General features: G+C 58.9%; 18 protein-coding genes and 1 pseudogene. 10 read left to right on the forward strand and 9 right to left on the reverse strand.

Going from position 1 to position 19425, the window contains the following annotated elements; genetic code table 11:
• Positions 1-38: 38 nt before the first annotated feature.
• The 6 genes from kdsA to hemA are packed head-to-tail and all read right to left on the reverse strand — an operon-like array spanning position 39 to position 5413.
• Positions 39-893, reverse strand: a complete 855-nt coding sequence (gene kdsA / locus ITX55_RS04055; protein ID WP_004941087.1) for a 3-deoxy-8-phosphooctulonate synthase — start codon at positions 891-893, stop codon at positions 39-41.
• Between the two features lie 58 nt (positions 894-951).
• Positions 952-1761 (reverse strand): invasion regulator SirB1, encoded by an 810-nt coding sequence (gene sirB1, locus ITX55_RS04060; RefSeq protein WP_033642759.1) that lies wholly within the window; start codon positions 1759-1761, stop codon positions 952-954.
• Complete coding sequence (locus ITX55_RS04065; protein ID WP_033642758.1) at positions 1758-2156, reverse strand: SirB2 family protein; 399 nt, start codon at positions 2154-2156, stop codon at positions 1758-1760. The genes sirB1 and ITX55_RS04065 overlap by 4 nt, the downstream gene beginning before the upstream one ends.
• A 44-nt stretch (positions 2157-2200) precedes the next feature.
• Entirely contained in the window at positions 2201-3034 is an 834-nt protein-coding gene (prmC, locus tag ITX55_RS04070) for a peptide chain release factor N(5)-glutamine methyltransferase (protein ID WP_149542858.1), read from the reverse strand.
• On the reverse strand, positions 3034-4119 hold the full coding sequence (prfA, locus tag ITX55_RS04075) for a peptide chain release factor 1 (RefSeq protein WP_033652048.1): 1086 nt from the start codon (positions 4117-4119) through the stop codon (positions 3034-3036). Before prfA ends, prmC begins: the two co-directional genes overlap by 1 nt.
• A 31-nt stretch (positions 4120-4150) precedes the next feature.
• Positions 4151-5413: a glutamyl-tRNA reductase gene (hemA, locus tag ITX55_RS04080; RefSeq protein WP_019454778.1), complete on the reverse strand. Its 1263-nt coding sequence runs from the start codon at positions 5411-5413 to the stop codon at positions 4151-4153.
• A 468-nt stretch (positions 5414-5881) separates the two neighbouring features.
• Between hemA and lolB the strand changes: the two genes are divergently transcribed.
• The 3 genes from lolB (at position 5882) to prs (ending at position 8490) form a co-directional block, all read left to right on the forward strand.
• Positions 5882-6505 carry a lipoprotein insertase outer membrane protein LolB gene (gene lolB / locus ITX55_RS04085; protein ID WP_025302493.1) on the forward strand — a complete coding sequence of 208 codons (624 nt, stop codon included), beginning with the start codon at positions 5882-5884 and terminating at the stop codon, positions 6503-6505.
• The gene (ispE, locus tag ITX55_RS04090; RefSeq protein WP_047026265.1) at positions 6502-7368 is read left to right on the forward strand and encodes a 4-(cytidine 5'-diphospho)-2-C-methyl-D-erythritol kinase; all 867 of its coding nucleotides are present in this window, start codon (positions 6502-6504) and stop codon (positions 7366-7368) included. The genes lolB and ispE overlap by 4 nt, the downstream gene beginning before the upstream one ends.
• Positions 7369-7542: 174 nt before the next feature.
• Positions 7543-8490: a ribose-phosphate diphosphokinase gene (gene prs, locus ITX55_RS04095; protein WP_004941061.1), complete on the forward strand. Its 948-nt coding sequence runs from the start codon at positions 7543-7545 to the stop codon at positions 8488-8490.
• Between the two features lie 185 nt (positions 8491-8675).
• Here prs and ychH read toward each other — a convergent pair whose 3' ends face one another.
• The gene (gene ychH, locus ITX55_RS04100; protein WP_108680531.1) at positions 8676-8954 is read right to left on the reverse strand and encodes a stress-induced protein YchH; all 279 of its coding nucleotides are present in this window, start codon (positions 8952-8954) and stop codon (positions 8676-8678) included.
• A 300-nt stretch (positions 8955-9254) separates the two neighbouring features.
• Here ychH and pth point away from each other — a divergent pair, with 300 nt between their 5' ends.
• From pth to ITX55_RS23985, 6 genes and pseudogenes are all read left to right on the forward strand, one after another.
• Positions 9255-9845, forward strand: coding sequence for an aminoacyl-tRNA hydrolase (pth, locus tag ITX55_RS04105; protein ID WP_021504829.1), 591 nt, complete (start codon positions 9255-9257; stop codon positions 9843-9845).
• 223 nt (positions 9846-10068) lie between these two features.
• Complete coding sequence (gene ychF, locus ITX55_RS04110) at positions 10069-11160, forward strand: redox-regulated ATPase YchF (RefSeq protein ID WP_025302489.1); 1092 nt, start codon at positions 10069-10071, stop codon at positions 11158-11160.
• Between the two features lie 297 nt (positions 11161-11457).
• Positions 11458-12042 carry a TetR/AcrR family transcriptional regulator gene (locus ITX55_RS04115; protein ID WP_033642752.1) on the forward strand — a complete coding sequence of 195 codons (585 nt, stop codon included), beginning with the start codon at positions 11458-11460 and terminating at the stop codon, positions 12040-12042.
• Positions 12043-12959: 917 nt separating this feature from the next.
• The gene (locus ITX55_RS04120; protein ID WP_255612192.1) at positions 12960-14126 is read left to right on the forward strand and encodes an efflux RND transporter periplasmic adaptor subunit; all 1167 of its coding nucleotides are present in this window, start codon (positions 12960-12962) and stop codon (positions 14124-14126) included.
• Positions 14127-14136: 10 nt separating this feature from the next.
• Positions 14137-17114 (forward strand): annotated as a pseudogene (locus tag ITX55_RS04130) (efflux RND transporter permease subunit); the annotation flags it as partial.
• 147 nt (positions 17115-17261) lie between these two features.
• Entirely contained in the window at positions 17262-17462 is a 201-nt protein-coding gene (locus ITX55_RS23985) for a transporter suffix domain-containing protein (protein WP_255612233.1), read from the forward strand.
• A gap of 54 nt (positions 17463-17516) precedes the next feature.
• Here the strand turns inward: ITX55_RS23985 and ITX55_RS04135 are convergent, their stop codons facing one another.
• A complete protein-coding gene (locus ITX55_RS04135) occupies positions 17517-17945 on the reverse strand; it encodes a tautomerase family protein (RefSeq protein WP_033642750.1) in 429 nt (142 codons plus the stop codon).
• A 166-nt stretch (positions 17946-18111) separates the two neighbouring features.
• Between ITX55_RS04135 and ITX55_RS04140 the strand changes: the two genes are divergently transcribed.
• The gene (locus ITX55_RS04140) at positions 18112-18612 is read left to right on the forward strand and encodes a helix-turn-helix domain-containing protein (RefSeq protein WP_069100075.1); all 501 of its coding nucleotides are present in this window, start codon (positions 18112-18114) and stop codon (positions 18610-18612) included.
• A 1-nt stretch (position 18613) separates the two neighbouring features.
• Here the strand turns inward: ITX55_RS04140 and ITX55_RS04145 are convergent, their stop codons facing one another.
• Entirely contained in the window at positions 18614-19297 is a 684-nt protein-coding gene (locus ITX55_RS04145) for a helix-turn-helix transcriptional regulator (RefSeq protein WP_228287487.1), read from the reverse strand.
• Positions 19298-19425: the final 128 nt, after the last annotated feature.

Raw genomic sequence — 19425 nt, forward strand, 5'->3', positions numbered from 1 at the left:
AAAGCCCGACGAGTCGGGCTTTTTTTGGCGATGAACGCTTAGTTGCTGGTATCCAGCTCCGGGAAGCTCTTCACCAGGTCGTCGATGGCTTTCATCTGCGCCAGGAACGGCTCCAGCTTGTCCAGCGGCAGCGCGGACGGGCCGTCGCACTTGGCGTTGTTCGGATCCGGGTGCGCTTCGAGGAACAGCCCTGCCAGGCCAACCGCCATGCCGGCACGCGCCAGCTCGGCCACCTGAGCGCGACGGCCGCCGGACGCGGCGCCGAACGGATCGCGGGTCTGCAGCGCATGGGTCACGTCGAAGATCACCGGATGGCCGCCGGTCACGTTCTTCATTACGTTGATGCCCAGCATGTCGACCACCAGGTTGTCATAACCAAAGTTGCTGCCGCGATCGCACAGGATCACCTGGTCGTTGCCGCCTTCTTTGAATTTGTCGACGATGTTGCCCATCTGCCCTGGGCTGACGAACTGCGGCTTCTTGACGTTGATTACCGCGCCGGTTTTCGCCATCGCTTCCACCAGATCGGTCTGACGCGCCAGGAAGGCCGGCAGTTGGATCACGTCAACCACTTCGGAAACCGGCTGCGCCTGCGCCGCTTCGTGAACGTCGGTGATGATTTTCACGCCGAAGGTTTTCTTCAGCTCTTCGAAGATCTTCATCCCTTCTTCCAGGCCCGGACCGCGGTACGAGTGGATGGAAGAACGGTTGGCTTTGTCGAAAGAGGCTTTGAAAACGTAAGGAATGCCCAGTTTTTGCGTCACGGTGACGTAGTGCTCGCAGATGCTCATCGCCAGATCGCGCGATTCCAGCACGTTCATACCGCCAAACAGCACAAACGGCAGGTCGTTTGCTACGTCGATGTCGCCAATGCTAACCACTTTCTGTTTCATGCTTTCGCCTTTGTTAAGGTTGTAACCGTCGCCTTGCAAACTGCACGGAGTCATTGAATTAATGCAGCGTCACCTGTTTCGGCTCAATCGAGTGGATCTGTACTTTGATCACTTCGCTGACCGGGTCTTCAGGACACTGCTCGACAAAATAGTTGAGATCGGAAATCGCGATATGGTTGCACTCCAGCTGGGCGTAAATCAGCCCACGATCGCGGATCTCGTACGGATCTTCCGGATCGAAGCACAGCACCGTTTCGCTGGTGCGCAGCGCCATTTCCAGCTGCTTTTCTTCCATCAGGGCGGCCTTCAGCGTATCCAGCATCTTGCGCACCACCATGATGTTCTCGGATTCGTCGAGATCGTCGTCTTCCAGCTCGGCGCCCAGCCCCAGGTTGCCCTTGATCCACACTTCCAGCTGGTGTTCGCTCAGGGTTTCGCCGTTCAGCGGGTTGATCAGCCACAGCTCTTCATCCAGCCAATCGGCGCGCAGGATCAGCTGAGTGGGGAAAATCACCGGCAGCAGCGGCAAATCCAGCGCGTTGGCGATATGCAGGAAGATGGTGCCGAGCGAAACCGGCGTGCCCTGCCGCCCCTCCAGCACCTTGTCCAGCCAGATGGCGTCCGACAGGCGATAGACGCCGCTGGCGCCGCCGAATCCCCAGGTTTTGTAGAACAGTTCGATGAGCGCATCCAGTTGCTGCTCCTGTGTGATGTCGGCCGGCACCGCCGCGCGCGCTTCGTCCACCAGCTGTTGCAGCTTGCGCTCCACGTCGGCGGCGGGGAAATCACGCCTTACCGACTGCGACACCAGGATCACCCCTTCGCTCAGTGGCGAGGTGTTAAATTCAAAATCAGCAATGCTACTCATAGGTATCCCATCAGAAACGGTATTTTCGTCGTGGCAAGTTTAATTATCAGATACAGACAGCCCAACGCCAGCACGAACGCCACGGTTCGCAGCCGCTGACTTTTGGTCTTCTTGCCCAATGCGACGTAGCCAAGCAGGATATAGATAATAACGCCAAACAGCTTCTCGGTCAGCCATGAGTCCATACCCAGCAGCGGATAAAACCCGAACGTCACCACCAGCGCGATGCCGCTGACGAACAGCAGCGTGTCGTTCAGGTGCGGCGCTATCTTGACCCAGCGGCGCCCCACGATCGGCGAGCGGCGCCACTGCCAGTAAAAACGCAGCACAAACAAGGTAATACTGATGGCGACCGTCAGCAAATGGAAATGTTTCAACGCGGTGTATGCAGTCATGATGCTCCCTTAGATGGCCCGGGCGTCGTTATTATGAGGGGCGCTTATCCCGGCCATTGGCCGAGCGTCACACGATCGTTGTCGCCGTAATCACGGTGGGTGGCGACAGCGGAAAATCCGGCGGCCTGCAGCAGCGCGCGCACGCTCTCGCCCTGCTGCCAGCCATGTTCCAACAGCAGCCAGCCCTGTGGCTGCAGATAGTGCGGCGCCTGGCGCACGATGGCGGCCAGATCGGCCAGCCCGTGCTCGGCGGCCACCAGCGCGCTGCCCGGCTCGAAGCGCACATCGCCCTGCGACAAATGCGGATCGGCGGCGTCGATATAGGGCGGATTGCTGGCGATCAGCGCAAAGCGTTGCCCGGCCACGGGCGCAAACCAGCTGCCCTGTAAAAATCGAACGTTGTCGATCTTCAGCTTGCGCGCATTGTGCTGCGCCAGCGCGACCGCGTCCGGCTGCACATCGACGCCGATTGCCGAACAATCCGGGCGCTCGCTGGCCAGCGCCAGCGCGATGGCGCCGGTGCCGGTGCCGAGATCGAGGAAGTGGCAGGGTTGCGGCGGCAGGCGCGCCAGCGCCAGTTCCACCAGGCATTCGGTATCCGGGCGCGGGATCAGCGTCGCGGGCGAGACCGACAGCGGCAGCGACCAAAACTCGCGCTCGCCCACCAGATAGGCCACCGGCTCACCGCGTTCGCGGCGCGCCAGCAGCGTCTCCAGCTGCTGTTGCTGCGGCGGCGTCAGCAGGGTTTCCCCGAACGCCATCAGGAAGGTTCTGGCCTTGCCGGTCACGAAACCCAACAGGATTTCCGCGTCGCGCCGGGCGCTGTCGCTGTGGGTCAAACGCGCGGCGGCGGCTTTCAGCCAGTGTTGATAATCCATCACTCTTGCTCGGCGGACAGCGCAGCCAGCTGATCGGCCTGATACTCCTGCACGATCGGCTGGATCAGCATGTCCAGTTTGCCTTCCATCACTTCATCCAGGCGGTAAAGCGTCAGGTTGATGCGGTGGTCGGTCACCCGCCCCTGCGGGAAGTTGTAGGTGCGGTTGCGATCGGAACGATCGCCGCTGCCCAGCAGGTTGCGGCGAGTGGACGCCTCGGCCTGCTGGCGCTTGGCCATCTCGGCGGCGCGAATGCGCGCGCCCAGCACCGACATCGCCTTGGCTTTGTTTTTGTGTTGAGAACGTTCGTCCTGGCACTCCACCACGATGCCGGTCGGCAGGTGGGTAATGCGGATCGCCGAGTCGGTGGTGTTAACGTGCTGGCCGCCGGCGCCGGAGGAGCGGAAGGTGTCGATTTTCAGATCGCCCGGGTTGATGTCCGGCAGCTCGGCTTCCGGCACTTCCGGCATCACCGCCACGGTGCAGGCGGAGGTGTGGATGCGCCCCTGGGATTCGGTTTCCGGCACGCGCTGCACGCGGTGGCCGCCGGATTCAAACTTCAGCTGGCCGTACACGCCGTCGCCGGAAACTTTGGCGATCACTTCTTTGAAGCCGCCGTGCTCGCCTTCGTTGGCGCTCATCACCTCGACGCGCCAGCGGCGGCCTTCGGCGTAACGGCTGTACATGCGGAACAGATCGCCGGCGAAGATCGCCGCCTCATCGCCGCCGGTGCCGGCGCGCACTTCGAGGAAGCAGCTGCGCTCATCATCCGGATCTTTCGGCAGCAGCAAGACCTGCAGCTGCTGTTCCAGCTCTTCGCTGCTCGCCCGCGCCTGTTTCAGCTCTTCCTGCGCCATCTCGCGCATCTCCGGATCGTCCAGCATCATTTCCGCCGTCTCCAGATCCTCCTGCACCTGACGCCATTCCAGGAAGCAGCGGCTGACATCGGTCAGCTGCGCGTATTCTCGCGACAGCGCGCGGAACCGGTCTTGGTCGGCGATGACGCCGGCATCGCCGAGCAGCGCCTGCACTTCTTCATGGCGCTCTTGTAACGCTTCCAGTTTGGCAACAATAGAAGGCTTCATGCGTGGTAATAAACCCTGTTAATAGAGAAAACTAATGCTGATCCAGCCCGAGGCTGTCGCGTAATAACTGCAACCGCTCCACGTCGCCGTCGCCGGCGGCCTGCTGGAGGGATTTGGTGGGGGCATGAATAAGACGGTTGGTCAGTTTATGGGCCAGCTCGTGAATAACCTGCTCCACGTTGGCGCCCTGCGCGATGGCGGCCAGCGCTTTGGCCTCCATCTCTGCGCGAATTTGGTCGGCCTGCGAACGGTAGTCGCGGATGGTTTCCACCGCGCCCTGCGAGCGCAGCCAGGCCATGAAGTTGGTGCTTTCCTGCTGCACGATCGACTCCGCCTGCACCGCCGCCGCTTTGCGCTGCGCCAGGTTGCTTTGAATGATGGCGTGCAGATCGTCCACGCTGTACAGATAGGCGTTGGCCAGTTTGCCGACCTCCGGCTCGATATCGCGCGGTACGGCGATATCCACCAGCAGCATCGGCTGGTTGCGGCGCGCCTTCAGCGCGCGCTCCACCATCCCCTTGCCGATGATCGGCAGCGGGCTGGCGGTGGAACTGATGATGATGTCGGCGTCCGCCAGGCGTTCGTCGATCTCCGGCAGGGTGATCACCTCAGCGCCGACCTCGTCCGCCAGCAGCTGCGCGCGCTCGCGGGTGCGGTTGGCGATGATCATGTGCCGCACTTTGTGTTCGCGCAGGTGGCGCGCCACCAGCTCGATGGTTTCACCGGCGCCCACCAGCAATACGTTGAGATCGGCCAGCGATTCGAAGATCTGCCGCGCCAGTGTACAGGCGGCGAAAGCCACGGAGACCGCGCTGGCGCCGATTTCGGTTTCGGTGCGCACGCGCTTGGCGACGGAGAAGGATTTCTGGAACAGCCGCTCCAGCTCGCCGGACAGCGACTGGCCGCGTTGCGACTCGGCGAAGGCCTTTTTCACCTGGCCGAGGATCTGCGGTTCGCCCAGCACCAGTGAGTCCAACCCGCTGGCCACCCGCATCAGATGGCTGACCGCGTCGTTGCCCTGATGCCAGTACAGGCTTTTCTTCACCTCTTCCGGGCGCAGGTTGTGGTACGCGCACAGCCAGGCGACCAGCTGCTCGTGCATGTGTTCCTGTTGCTCTACGCTGAGGTACAGCTCGGTGCGGTTGCAGGTGGACAACACGACGCCGCCCTGCACCAACGGTTGTTGGAGCAAGCTGGTTAGCGCCTCATCGATGGACTCTGGCGAGAAGGTCACCCTTTCACGCAGAGAAACCGGAGCGGTTTTGTGATTTATACCTAACGCCAGCAGGGTCATTGCTTCGAGTAATACTTATCTTGGTACGGGTTCTCGTTGAACGGCATTCTACTTGATGCGCGGGATCAATAAAAGTAACAACCGCATCTTCCGTTCAATCGCTGTCATAGATGACATCAATTAATGAATAAGCAATAAATACAGCAGGATAAATAGTCATAGGGTAGGTTAATTGCTTAAATTTTAGCGCAGTTTGCGATAACGCGCACGCTATTCGGCGTACGCAGCGGCGGCGTTTGCGCAACTCCGGCACCGCTTATCGGGCGCGCCTCCCCCGCCTTCGGCCGATTGTGTTACGCTTAATGGCGACCCCGACGCGCGTGCCAGGTTGGTATTGCGCCGGTAAAAGCGGCAAGATTCAACGCGATGCAGCAAAAAATTGACGCGTCGCCGCCGCCCCGTTAGCGTGAGCGCTGAATCCGGGTTTCGTCGCGCATGCCCGCAAGGACAAAAGGACAAGAGAAAGTTATGCCAATACGCAAAGTTAGTTTGCTCCGTCTGATCCCGCTGGCCAGCCTGGTGCTGGCCGCCTGTACCACCACCAAGCCGACCGGCCCGGCCACCAGCCCAACCTCACCGCAGTGGCGCGCCCATGAGCAGGCGGTGCAACAGCTCAGCACCTATCAGACCCGCGGCTCCTTCGCCTACTTGTCTGATCAGAAAAAAGTCTACGCCCGCTTCTTCTGGCAGCAGTTCTCGCCGGAGCGCTACCGCCTGCTGCTGACCAACCCACTGGGCAGCACGGAAATGGATCTCAACGTGCAGAAAAACGTGGTGCAGCTGACCGACAACCAGGGCAAACGTTACGTCAGCGACAACCCGGAAGAGATGATCCGCAAGCTGACCGGCATGGCGATCCCGCTGAACAACCTGCGCCAGTGGATGCTCGGCCTGCCGGGCGAAGCCAGCGATTTTGCGCTGGATGACCAATATCGTCTGAGCAAACTGACCTACCAGCAAGGCGGCCAGACCTGGAAAGTGGATTACCAGGGCTACAGCAACGAGGTGCAGCCGACGCTGCCGAACCGTCTGGAGCTGCAGCAGGGCGACCAGCGCATCAAGCTGAAGATGGATAACTGGACACTCAAATGATCCGCCAGTGGCCCTCCCCCGCGAAACTCAACCTGTTTCTGTACATCACCGGCCGTCGTGAAGACGGCTATCACCTGCTGCAGACGCTGTTCCAGTTTTTGGACTACGGCGACACCCTGACCATCGACCCACGCCAGGACGACCGCATTCACCTGCTGACGCCGGTTGAGGGCGTGCCGGACGAGCAGAACCTGATCGTGCGCGCCGCCCGCCTGCTGCAACGCTATTGCGATGAACGCGGCCTGCAAACCGCGCCGCGCGGCGCCGATATCAGCATCGACAAACGCCTGCCGATGGGCGGCGGTTTGGGCGGCGGCTCCTCCAACGCCGCCACCGTGCTGGTGGCGCTGAACGAATTGTGGCGCTGCGGTCTTGGCGACGACCAACTGGCAGAGCTGGGGCTCAGCCTCGGCGCCGACGTGCCGGTGTTCGTGCGCGGCCACGCCGCCTTCGCCGAAGGCATCGGCGAGCGCCTGCAGCCGGCCGAGCCGCAGGAAAAATGGTATCTGGTGGCGCATCCCGGCGTCGGCATCCCGACGCCGGTTATCTTCGGCGACGCCGAATTGAAAAGAAACACCCCGGTTCGCTCCTTAAGTGAGCTGTTGCAGGCGCCGTACGCAAATGATTGCGAACCGATCGCAAGAAAACGTTTTCGCGAGGTTGAACAGCTTCTTTCATGGCTGTTAGAATACGCCCCGTCACGCCTGACTGGCACAGGTGCTTGTGTGTTTGCTGAATTCGACACAGAAATCGCCGCCCGTCAGGTGTTAAATCAAGCCCCGGAGTGGTTGTGTGGTTTTGTAGCGCGCGGCGTTAACGTCTCCCCACTACATCGCATCCGTTCCGGGCGGTTTGAGTCGTAGCTCAACGTTTCGCTGCGCAGGGTCATGCACACCTGGCCCTGTTATCCCTGCGCTGCCTGCGGTCTCAATTTTAGTTTTACATACCCGTATGTATATTGCGCCGGCGTCGCCGACTGCCCCTTGGCGATGTCGCATGACAATATCTTCTCTGGACGCAAGCCTGAGGTTCTTCTCGTGCCTGATATGAAGCTTTTTGCTGGTAACGCCACCCCGGAACTAGCACAACGTATTGCCAACCGTTTGTACACCAGCCTTGGTGACGCCGCTGTAGGTCGTTTTAGCGACGGCGAAGTGAGCGTGCAAATCAACGAAAATGTACGCGGCGGTGATATTTTCATCATCCAGTCCACCTGTGCCCCGACCAACGACAACCTGATGGAACTGGTTGTGATGGTCGACGCCCTGCGTCGCGCCTCCGCAGGTCGTATTACCGCCGTTATCCCTTACTTCGGCTATGCCCGCCAGGATCGCCGCGTGCGTTCCGCGCGTGTGCCAATCACCGCCAAGGTTGTCGCCGATTTTCTCTCCAGCGTAGGGGTTGACCGCGTTCTGACGGTGGATCTGCATGCTGAGCAGATTCAAGGCTTCTTCGACGTACCGGTAGACAACGTGTTCGGCAGCCCGATCCTGCTGGAAGACATGCTGCAGCAAAATCTGGAAAACCCGATCGTGGTTTCTCCGGATATCGGCGGCGTGGTGCGTGCCCGCGCTATCGCCAAACTGCTGAACGACACCGACATGGCCATCATCGACAAACGTCGCCCGCGCGCGAACGTTTCTCAGGTGATGCACATCATCGGTGACGTGGCAGGCCGCGACTGCGTGCTGGTCGACGACATGATCGACACCGGCGGCACCTTGTGTAAAGCGGCTGAAGCGTTGAAAGAACGCGGTGCCAAGCGCGTATTCGCCTACGCGACGCACCCGATCTTCTCCGGCAACGCCGTGGACAACATCAAGAACTCGGTGATTGATGAAGTGATCGTCTGCGACACCATTCCGCTGTCGCCGGAAATCAAGGCACTGAAAAACGTTCGCACTCTGACCCTGTCCGGCATGCTGGCTGAAGCCATCCGCCGCATCAGCAACGAAGAGTCGATCTCTGCGATGTTCGAGCATTGATTCGTCGTCTTTCCGGTGCGGCGCCCACCGTGCCGGAAAGATAGCGAGCCCGACAGCAGAAAAAGAAAAACCCGTTGGTGCGCGAGCAACAACGGGTTTTCTACTTGTAGTCCGACATGACCTCAAACCTTAATGCACGGCAGATGTTCCCTTGCCCTGCTCTTGCTTCCCTTCTGCTTTTTTAATCAATGCGACGAACGATGTTGATCGTTGCGGCACCGTTTATCAAAGTGTTTTACCCACCAGTAGCGATCCGCCACCTGCTCGCGGCCGCCGATACGCGCGCCCACCAGCCACAACAGCGCGCCGACGAAGATGCTCATGATGGCGCCGTGGGCGAAAAATTGCGGTAAATTGAACTGCGATACTTCAGCAAGAATGGAGTATCCGACGCCGCCGATCATCACGACCAGGCCCAGCCCCATAAAAAAGTTGCCCACTCTGTCCGCGTTTCTACGTTTCATATGCCACCTCCATGATTGCCATGTGCCAACCGGGATAACGCTGCAACTTGTTAACCCACTTTGATAAGTTAAGTATAGCCCTTGCTGCGGCAAGGGGATTGCGGAGGCGATCACAATGGTAAAGAATTATTGACACTTCTTAACACACGGCTGAAAATTAGCGGACAAATTGAATTATTCAGCTAATGAATCATTCGTCTTTGTTACCTGCGACGACGGCGGAGATCGGATTTTGTCATTCGCCGCCCCGACAGGTAGACTAACTCCCTTTCCATTACCCTGATCATAGCGAATCACTCAGTGAGCAGTATTAAATTGATAGTCGGCCTGGCTAACCCGGGCGCGGAATACGCCCAGACGCGCCACAACGCCGGCGCCTGGTACGTCGATCTGCTGGCCCAGCGCCACAATCAGCAGCTGAAAGAAGAGAGCAAGTTCTTCGGTTATACCGCCCGTTTGAACCTGGCGGGCAACGACGTGCGCCTGCTGGTGCCGACCACCTTCATGAACCTGAGCGGCAAAGCGGTGCTGGCGATGGCCAACTTCTACCGCATCGAACCAAGCGAGATCCTGGTGGCGCACGACGAGCTGGATCTGCCGCCCGGCGTAGCCAAAATCAAGCTCGGCGGCGGCAACGGCGGCCACAACGGCCTGAAAGACATCCAAAACAAGTTCGGCAACAACCCGAACTTCTATCGCCTGCGCATCGGCATCGGCCATCCGGGCGACAAGAACAAGGTGGTGGGCTTCGTGCTCGGCAAGCCGCCGGCCAGCGAGCAGAAGATGATCGACGAAGCGATCGACGAATCGCTGCGCTGCACCGAGATGCTGATGAAGGACGGGCTGGAAAAAACCGTTCAGCGCCTGCACAGCTTCAAGGCGCAAGCCTGAACCTTGCCGCAGCGGGCGCCCTGCCCGCTGCCGGCTTTTAGCCACGCGGGTGGAAGGTCTCCTCGCTCACGCGGCGTCTCCTCTCCTGCTGCGGATCGCCCCGCCAAACAAGTCTGATCGAGATAAACGCCCATTACGTGTATAATGGCGGCATTATTTTGCCCTTTATGCAGTCGGTTAAATCTAACCGGCTGATAGTTAAGATATTTAAGGTGATTACAACATGGGATTCAAATGCGGTATCGTCGGCCTGCCTAACGTAGGCAAATCCACCCTGTTCAACGCGTTGACCAAAGCGGGCATTGAAGCAGCCAACTTCCCGTTCTGCACCATTGAACCGAACACCGGTGTGGTGCCGATGCCCGATCCGCGTCTGGATAAGCTGGCCGAGATCGTCAAGCCGCAGCGCATTCTGCCGACCACCATGGAATTCGTCGACATCGCCGGCCTGGTGAAAGGCGCGTCCAAAGGTGAAGGCCTGGGCAACCAGTTCCTGACCAACATTCGCGAAACCGAAGCCATCGGCCACGTAGTGCGCTGCTTCGAAAACGACAACATCATCCACGTCAACAACAAGGTCGATCCGGCCGAAGACATCGACGTGATCAACACCGAGCTGGCGCTGTCCGACCTGGACACCTGCGAGCGCGCCATCCACCGCGTGCAGAAGAAAGCCAAAGGCGGCGACAAAGACGCTAAAGCCGAGCTGGCGGCGCTGGAGAAATGCCTGCCGCACCTGGAAAACGCCGGCATGCTGCGCGCGCTGGATCTGACCGATGAAGACAAGGCGGCGATCAAATACCTGAGCTTCCTGACGCTGAAGCCGACCATGTACATCGCCAACGTCAACGAAGACGGCTTCGAGAACAACCCGTACCTGGACACCGTGCGTAAAATCGCCGACGCCGAAGGCTCCGTGGTGGTTGCCGTGTGCGCCGCCGTGGAATCCGACATCGCCGAGCTGGAAGATGAAGAGCGCGACGAGTTCATGGCCGAACTGGGCCTGGAAGAGCCGGGCCTGAACCGCGTGATCCGCGCCGGTTATGAACTGCTGAACCTGCAAACCTACTTCACCGCCGGCGTGAAAGAAGTGCGCGCCTGGACCATCCCGGTAGGCGCCACCGCCCCGCAGGCGGCCGGCAAGATCCACACCGACTTCGAGAAAGGCTTTATCCGCGCCCAAACCATCTCCTATGACGACTTCATCACCTACAAGGGTGAGCAAGGCGCCAAAGAAGCCGGCAAAATGCGCTCCGAAGGTAAAGACTACATCGTCAAAGACGGCGACGTAATGAACTTCTTGTTCAACGTCTAAGCCTCTCTCCGCAGCGCTTTTCTCCGCTGCCGGAAACGGAAAAATCCACGCTTCGGCGTGGATTTTTTTGTCTCCAGGGCCTGCGTTTTGGCAACCTGGACGCCGTCTCACCCTCCCGGTTCTTTCCCACTGAACGATCTTCGCCGTACGTTTTATTGCGCCCTTCATGACGGCATTATCCGCATCGCTGCACGAAAATGGCTCTCGTGTTGATACTTTGTCCTACAGGAAAAAGCTTGTCATCTTCCGTTGCAGTCTTATAATGAGTGTTTACTCACTTATTAAAGGAGCCTCAAAGTGGCCCGTCCCCGCAGTGAAGAAAAGCAGCAGGCGCTCTTGCAGGCCGCCACCGACATTTTTGCCGAACAAGGATTAGCGGCGCCCACATCGGCCATCGCCAGGAAGGCTGGCGTCTCGGAGGGTACGCTGTTCCGCTACTTTGAAAATAAGGACGTACTGCTGAGCGCAGTCTGCGATTACCTGCTTGATGAAATGGAGTGCCTGCTGACGCAAAGCTTGCAGGACGTTTCGCCTGGTAAAGATAACATGCAGGCCGCCTGGGATGCCTACATTGACTGGGCGCTCGCCAATCCCGCCGCGTATGCGACAGGAAACAAATTGATGGTCTCCGGCAAGTTATCCAGCGCACAGAGGGAAAGAAGCGTACGGTTCGGTGATATTTCCCAACTGGGTATTCCGTTGGTCCAGGGGCTGGATTTACCGCAGTCGAGCGAGTTTCAGGGCATGATTTGCACGGTAATGGCCAATGGCGTTATCGATATGGCCGTTCAAAAACCTCACCTGCTGGATATTTACAAACGCGCAGGTTATGAAGCCATGATGCGAGCCATTGAGCTTCCTGACGCTCATACAGCCATCTAGCTTCTTTTTTTAATTATATAATGAGTGCGTACTCACGCATTAAAAAGACACGACAATCATGCCACCCGTTTCAAAACTAAAAATGCTGCGAACACGGCCCTATCCAAGGCTCCGCCGACTCATATTCGTTTCTCTTATTCTCAGCGTGTCTTTGATCCTCTGCGCTTGCGCAACCGCACCTGCATCAGACCGTTTGTCAGGAACCCAGCATGTTCCAACAAAATGGCGGGCCTCCCTGCCTGGCTCGGCGCATGTGTCTGTGTGGAATGCATGGCCCCCCGCCCGAAATGAATCCGGCGCCCGGCGCTTGCGCGCTCCGGCCGGCAAGCCCAGTCACTTGGAGAATGAGCGCGGAGCACAAACGTCGGTTGCGCGCGCAAATTTGGAGTGCGTTCAAGCGTTATGGAATGACGCCCGCAAACTGGTTGCGACAGAGGCTGCGGCCCTCTATTACGCATCGCGTACCTGCCGGCGACAACACGCGTTCTCTACCCAAAGCGCGCCATTGCCTGAATCCTTCGAACGGGCGATACAAACGCCCCCTCGCCGGGCGTCTCAATCTGCTCAGAAGGAAGTCGCCGAGCGTGGCAAGACCGCTGCCGATGGAAGCGGGATCAACCGCCACACAACCAAGCATTCTGTTCCCTGGACGTTGGATCTATCGAGCGTGGATACCGACCCCGGCGAAAGCGCGGCGGATTGGCAGGCTGAACCGCCTGAGCATCATAGCCGCGTGCGATCGACAGTGCGGAAGTGGATACGGCGTCTGTTCACTGCGTCAGAGCGAACAAGGATTCAACGCCAGGCTGAACCGCTGCAGGACAGCGCCGTATTCGTTTGAAATTCAATACAGAGCAATACATCGCCGCACCGCTGGCGACAGGTTCGACAAATCATTCACCTTATGGGTTCTCCCGATGACACAACTGATAGCTAAAAACACGCGTCCCCGCTTTTGGTCTTTGCGGAGCCTGCATGCAGCCGTGCTGGCGATGCCGATTGCCGCCGCCTTATCGGCCTGCGATACGCCGGCGGACAAGGTTGCCCCACCGGCAGATAAACCGACGCTGACAGTGACCCTGACAACGCCGGCAAGACAGTCCCTTTCCCGCACCGTCACGGCCAATGGCTCTGTTGCGGCCTGGCAAGAGGCGATCATCAGCCCGGAAGCCAATGGGCTGCGCGTGCAAAAACTGTTGGTGCAGGAAGGGGATGTGGTGCGCCAGGGCCAACCGCTGGCGGAATTTACACGCGACTCCGTGATGAATGACTGGCTGCTGGCGAAAGCCGATCTCAACGAAGCGAAAGCGGTCGCGTTGAATGCGCAAGCGGATGGAAAACGAGCGCGGTTGTTGCGCGGTGTCGGCAGCCTGAGCGAACAGGATATCCAAAAGCTGTTAACCCAGGAAAAGACGGCACAGGCGCGTCTGGAATCGGCGAAAGCGCGGATGGCGGCCCAGCAGTTGCGACTAGACCAGACGATATTGCGCGCCCCCGATGACGGCATCATTTCCGCGCGATCGGCCGCGGTCGGTTCAGTTCCTATGCAAAGCACCGAAATGTTCCGCCTGATCCGCCAGGGAAAATTTGAATGGCGAGCGGAATTGTCGGCGCAGCAGCTGGAACAAATCCAACCGGGGCAAAAAGCGCAGATCGCTTCACCTGGCGGTAACACCTGGGAAGGCATCGTGCGCCTGGCGGCACCGACGGTCAATTCGACCTCGCGCCGCGGAATTGCCTATGTGGACATCCTCCCATCAACCGCGAAGAATGCCTCGCCGATTCGGCCCGGCACGTATGCCAGCGGTACGATTACGGTAGGCGATCGGCAAGGGCTGACCGTGCCGCAATCCGCCGTCGTGGCGCGCGACGGTTTTCACCTGGTGTTCACCGTAGATGACGAGCTGCATGCACATCCGCTTAAAGTCGCGGTAGGCCGTCTGGTGAATGACCAGCAGGAGATCCTGTCCGGTCTTCAAGGCGCGGAACGCATCGTCGCCAGCGGCGGCGTGTTCCTCAATGAGGGCGATAAAGTCCAGTTGGCCAACACGGCCGAGGCTTCCCACTCATCGGATCCGCGCTAAGAGGCCCATTATGAATATCTCAACCTGGTCCATTCGCAACCCTATTCCGTCCATCTTGCTCTTTGTCATCTTGAGCGTTGCCGGCTTTTATTCTTTCAAATTGATGAAGATCCAGAGCTTCCCGGACATGGATGTGCCTACGGTCACCGTGTCCGCTTCGCTTCCGGGCGCGGCGCGCCCCAGCTCGAAACGGAGGTGGCGCGCAAGCTGGAGGACACCGTCTCTTCGGTACAGGGGTTGAAGAACCTGCGCACCACGATCCAGGATGGGCTGGTCGATATCTCAGCAGAGTTTCGTCTGGAAAAACCCGTTCAGGAAGCGGTGGATGAAGTCCGGTCAGCCGTGCAAAGCATTCGCACCGAGTTGCCGACGGATTTACGTGATCCTATCGTTCGCAAGCTCAACATCACGGGCAAACCTATCCTGGCCTTTTCCATCAGCGCCAGCAAGATGGATGAGAATGAACTGTCCTGGTTCGTGGACAATACCCTGTCGCGGCGTCTGAGAGGCGTCGCCGGCGTAGGGTCGGTCACCCGTGTGGGCGGCGTGAACCGTGAGGTTCAAGTCGAACTCGATCCGGTCAAACTGGAGGCGATTGGCGCCACCGCCGCCGAAGTTTCCCGTCAGTTGCGCGATATACAGATGGACGCGACGGGCGGGCGAGTCGATCTGGGGCGGGGAAAACAACCGCTGCGTTTGGTCGCCCGCGTCAAGAACGTGGATGAACTAGCCGCGGTGGAACTGTCGTTGCCCGGCGGGCAACGTTTTCGCCTGGACGACGTGGCGACGCTGAAAGACACCATTGCGGAACGCAGTGCACTTGCGCTCCTCAACGGCAAGAAGGTGGTGGGCTTTGAGATCACGCGCGCCAAAGGCGCCGGTGAAGTCGAGGTCGGCAACAAGGTGGAGAAAGTTCTGGCGCAGTTGCGCACAGAGCGGCCTGATTTGCACATCACGCAGGTCTTCGACTTTGTCCGGCCTGTGCAGGAGGAGTTCGACGCCTCCATGCACATGATTTATGAAGGCGCCATTCTCGCTATCCTGGTGGTCTTCATGTTTCTGCGCGATATCCGGGCGACGTTGATCTCGGCGGCGGCGTTGCCTCTGTCGATTTTACCGGCCTTCATCGGTATGGACATGATGGGCTTTTCGCTCAGTATCGTCACGCTGCTGGCGCTGTCGCTGGTGATTGGCCTGTTGGTGGATGACGCCATCGTCGAAGTGGAGAACATCGAACGCCACATCGGCATGGGTAAACCGCCGTACCAGGCCGCGATGGATGCCGCATCGGAAATCGGCCTGGCCGTCGTCGCCACGACGTTTGCCTTGATCGCCGTTTTCCTGCCGACGGCCTTCATGTCCGGCGTTGCCGGAAGATTCTTCACGCAGTTTGGATGGACGGCGGCGCTGGCGGTGTTTGCCTCGCTGGTTGTGGCGCGTTTGCTGACGCCGATGATGGCCGCCTACCTGATGAAACCGCATGTGCGCCCTCAGCGCGATCCTTTCTGGATGGCGATCTACCTGCGCGCCTGCCGGTGGACGCTGCGGCACCGCGGGCTCACCCTGGCGCTGGCCGGCGGGTTCTTTATTGGCTCTCTGATGCTTATCCCTCTGCTGCCCCAGGGCTTTTTCCCTGCAGATGACAACTCCCAGACGCAGGTGACGTTGGAGCTGCCGCCAGGGAGCACGCTGGAACAAACCCAGGCCATGGCAGAACTCGCTCGGCATCGCCTGGCGCCCATCCCGCATATCCGTAACATCTATACCACCATCGGTGGCGGTGCAACGGGCGGCGATGTCATGGCTTCCGATGGGAAAACCGACGTTCGCATGGCAACGCTGACGGTGTTGTTGGATGCGCGTCAAGCGCGCCCGAAGAAGCAGGTCATCGAAGGCGAGATACGCACGGCAATGGCAGCACTTCCGGGGGTTCGCAGCAAAGTGGGGTTTGGCGGCTCAGGTGAGAAATACCAGTTGGTGTTGGCCGGTGATGATCCTCAGCGGCTGGCTAAGGCGGCCGATTCAGTATTAAGTGACCTGCGGCAGCTCCCCGGCCTCGGTAACATTACCTCCAGTGCCGGGCTGGCGCGCAGCGAAATCCTCCTGCAACCCAATTTCGCCAAAGCGGCCGATCTGGGGGTATCGGGCGTCGCGATTGCCGATACTTTGCGTATTGCAACCGTAGGTGACTACGATCAGTTTCTGTCTAAATTCAACGTGGAGCAGCGCCAGATCCCGATCGTCGTCAAGCTGTCAAAGGACATCCGTGAAGATATGGGGCTACTTGAACGTTTGACCGTACCCGGCGCCAGAGGCCCGGTGCTGCTCAATCAGATCGTCAATATTGAGCAAGGCAGTGGGCCGGCGCAGATTAATCGCATCAATCGCACACGCAGTGTGACCCTTGACGTGGAACTGTCGGGCACCCAACTCGGGGATCTGGCCGCTCAGGTGGCGAAGCTGCCGTCAATCCAGAATCTGCCGGTCGGCGTGCACCAGGTTGTGCAGGGTGATGACGAAATGATGAAGGAACTGTTTGCCGGTTTCGGCACGGCTATGGTCGCCGGCATCCTGGCCATCTATGTCGTGCTGGTTCTGCTGTTCAAAGACTTCTTCCAACCGATCACCATCCTGGCCGCGCTCCCGCTGTCATTGGGCGGCGCATTCGTTGGGTTACTGCTGGCGGGCCAGTCGTTCACGATGTCATCCCTGATCGGGTTAATCATGTTGATGGGGATTGCGACCAAAAACTCGATACTGCTGGTCGATTATGCGATCGAGTCACGGCGCGGCCATTACGGCCCGAATGGCGAAGTGCTCAATAAACCCATGAGCCGGACAGAGGCGCTGATTGATGCCTGCCACAAACGTTCCCGCCCCGTCATCATGACGACGTTAGCGATGGGGGCGGGCATGTTGCCCGTGGCTCTGGGTTTCGGCAGTGCCGACCCCAGCTTCCGCAGCCCGATGGCGGTGGCCGTCATCGGAGGATTGATCACCTCCACCGTGCTGAGCCTGCTGGTTATCCCTGTCGTTTATACCCTGATTGACGATCTTGAAAACTGGCTGCGCAAGTTGCCCAGCCTGCTGGCACGCAGCAAGAACCTGAGCGGGAGGAAAAAAGCCGGGTTTGCCATGCTTATCGTAGTTCTGCTGTATTGGCTGGCATTTCCTGTCATTCCGTTCCTCGACATCCCGTACAAGATTGTCGTTGTCTCTACGCTTGTTGTGGTCGGTGAAACCTTGTTTGTCATTGCCATCGCCCTGCTGGGCAAAGAGTATTGGGGCCAGATCAAACACTGGCTGCGGCAGAAGGTCTTTAAGCGAAAAGACTAAGCGCTGATAACGGTTCGCGGTGGCGAATAGCGTTTTGCCGCCGCCGCTCCCCCATCAACTTCCCTCCCACGCCGAAGGCCGGTTCTCCTTGCGCCACCTCTCCCCCGCCGCCGTCCCCGGCAACGGGGGTTTCAATCCGTCTATCGTCCACAGCGAGAACGGCGTTTCGTCGACGTGCAATTCCCAGCGCAGCCCGCGGGCGGCGATGTAGGGGTGCAGGATGCGGGTGCAGGCCGCCAGGAATTGCTGCTGCTCTGCGTCGTTGTCCATGGCGCGCGCGATATGGTCTATGGTCACCCGCACGAAATCATCGGCCGGTTCGCCGCCGAGATAGGCCGAACCTGGCGGCAGCGCGTGGAAGAACACGTTGACGTAAAAGCGCGGCAAAAAGTCCTGGTACAGGGCGGTGACCTTCTGCGCAATCGCGCGTTTATCGGCGGCGCTGAAGGCCGGCTCAGGGTGGTAAATCTGCCACAGTGGCATAACGTTTTCTCCTCGGTGAAGGCGCGGGTTTCCGGCCGGCGCTCAGGCCATCAGCCGCTGTTAATGATAAACTCCAATAATAAGAGTAATAACTCCAATTATTGAAGTTATCAAGCCGAGGCGATAACATTCTCGGCAATCAGGCGGCAAGCGGAGGTAAAGCAACGTGAAAGCAAAAGGGTTTGAAGGCATGACGTGCTCGGTGGCGCACGTGCTGTCGGCATTGGGCGATCGCTGGGGCGCTATTCTCATGCGCGATCTGCTGCTGGGGCTCTCGCGCTATGACGATCTGCGCCACTCGACCGGCATCACCAACAATACGCTGGCCGACCGGCTCAAGGCCCTGGAAAGCCACGGCCTTATCGAAAAGCGGCAATACCAAACGCGCCCCGCTCGTTATGAGTATCTGCCGACGGAGAAAGGAAAAGATCTCGGACTGCTGGTGATGGCGATGATTCAGATTGGCGACAAATGGAATCTGTCCGAGCTGGCCGGGCCGCCGCTGCGCGTGGTTGACCGCGTAACCGGCCACCCTGCCACCCTGCGCGCGGTGGATGCCGTGACCGGCGAATCGCTGCCGGCGCAAAACCTGGCGCTGGCGGCCGGGCCGGGCGCCGACGAAATGACGCAATGGCGGCTGGCCGTCGGCCAAGCCCGTTCGTTGTGATCTACAGCAGCGCAATCATCTTCAGCAATTCCACCCGATTGCGGATGCCGAACTTCTTGCCGGCATTGTTGAGGTGCGAATAAACGGTTTTCGGGTGCAAATTCAGCCGCCGCGCGGTCAGGCGGATATCTTCCGTACGGGCCGTTTCACACAGCACCGCCGCCTCACCGGGCGTGATCGCCGCCGCCCGATGCCTGTTCAGCGCGCGCCGTTCGCTCGCCTTTTCCCGGCGGCTCAGCGCCGCGCAGGTCTCCCGCACCACCTGTAGCGCTTCCCGTTTGTGCAAAATCGCATCCGGCTGCGCCGCCGCGATAAACGCCAGGATCAGCGGCGAAGTCTTATCGACGAAGAACAGTATCCGGACGCCTTCATATTCAGCACGTGAGGCGTGAATAAATCGCAAATACGCTTCGAACCGATAAATTTCATGGGGAAAATCCATGATAATTAAATCAGGCGCAGGGCTTATATTTTTAATAATATTAATATTGGGCGAGGATAAGGTTATCACTCCTTCTCCCAATAATGTTTTCATCCCCAAACGGCACAGCGGCGAACCGTCGATATAAATCACTCTCACTTTAATTCTCCTTATCAGCGTAAAAGTATGCTTCCACACCTCAGGCGGCTTGTCGCTGCTCTTTTTTGGGGTAATTCGCCTGCAAAGCACACCGATATAAAACATCTTGATAACATGTTTTTCAAATAATCACGCAACAGCCAGCGCTTTGATTAATACGCAAAAAAGGCATGAATGTTTCAGATTATTTCATTCGCAAAAACTGACAATTCAATAAAAATGCAACGCAATGA

This window comes from Serratia sp. EWG9 (genome assembly GCF_019913725.1).
Taxonomy (GTDB): domain Bacteria; phylum Pseudomonadota; class Gammaproteobacteria; order Enterobacterales; family Enterobacteriaceae; genus Serratia; species Serratia ureilytica.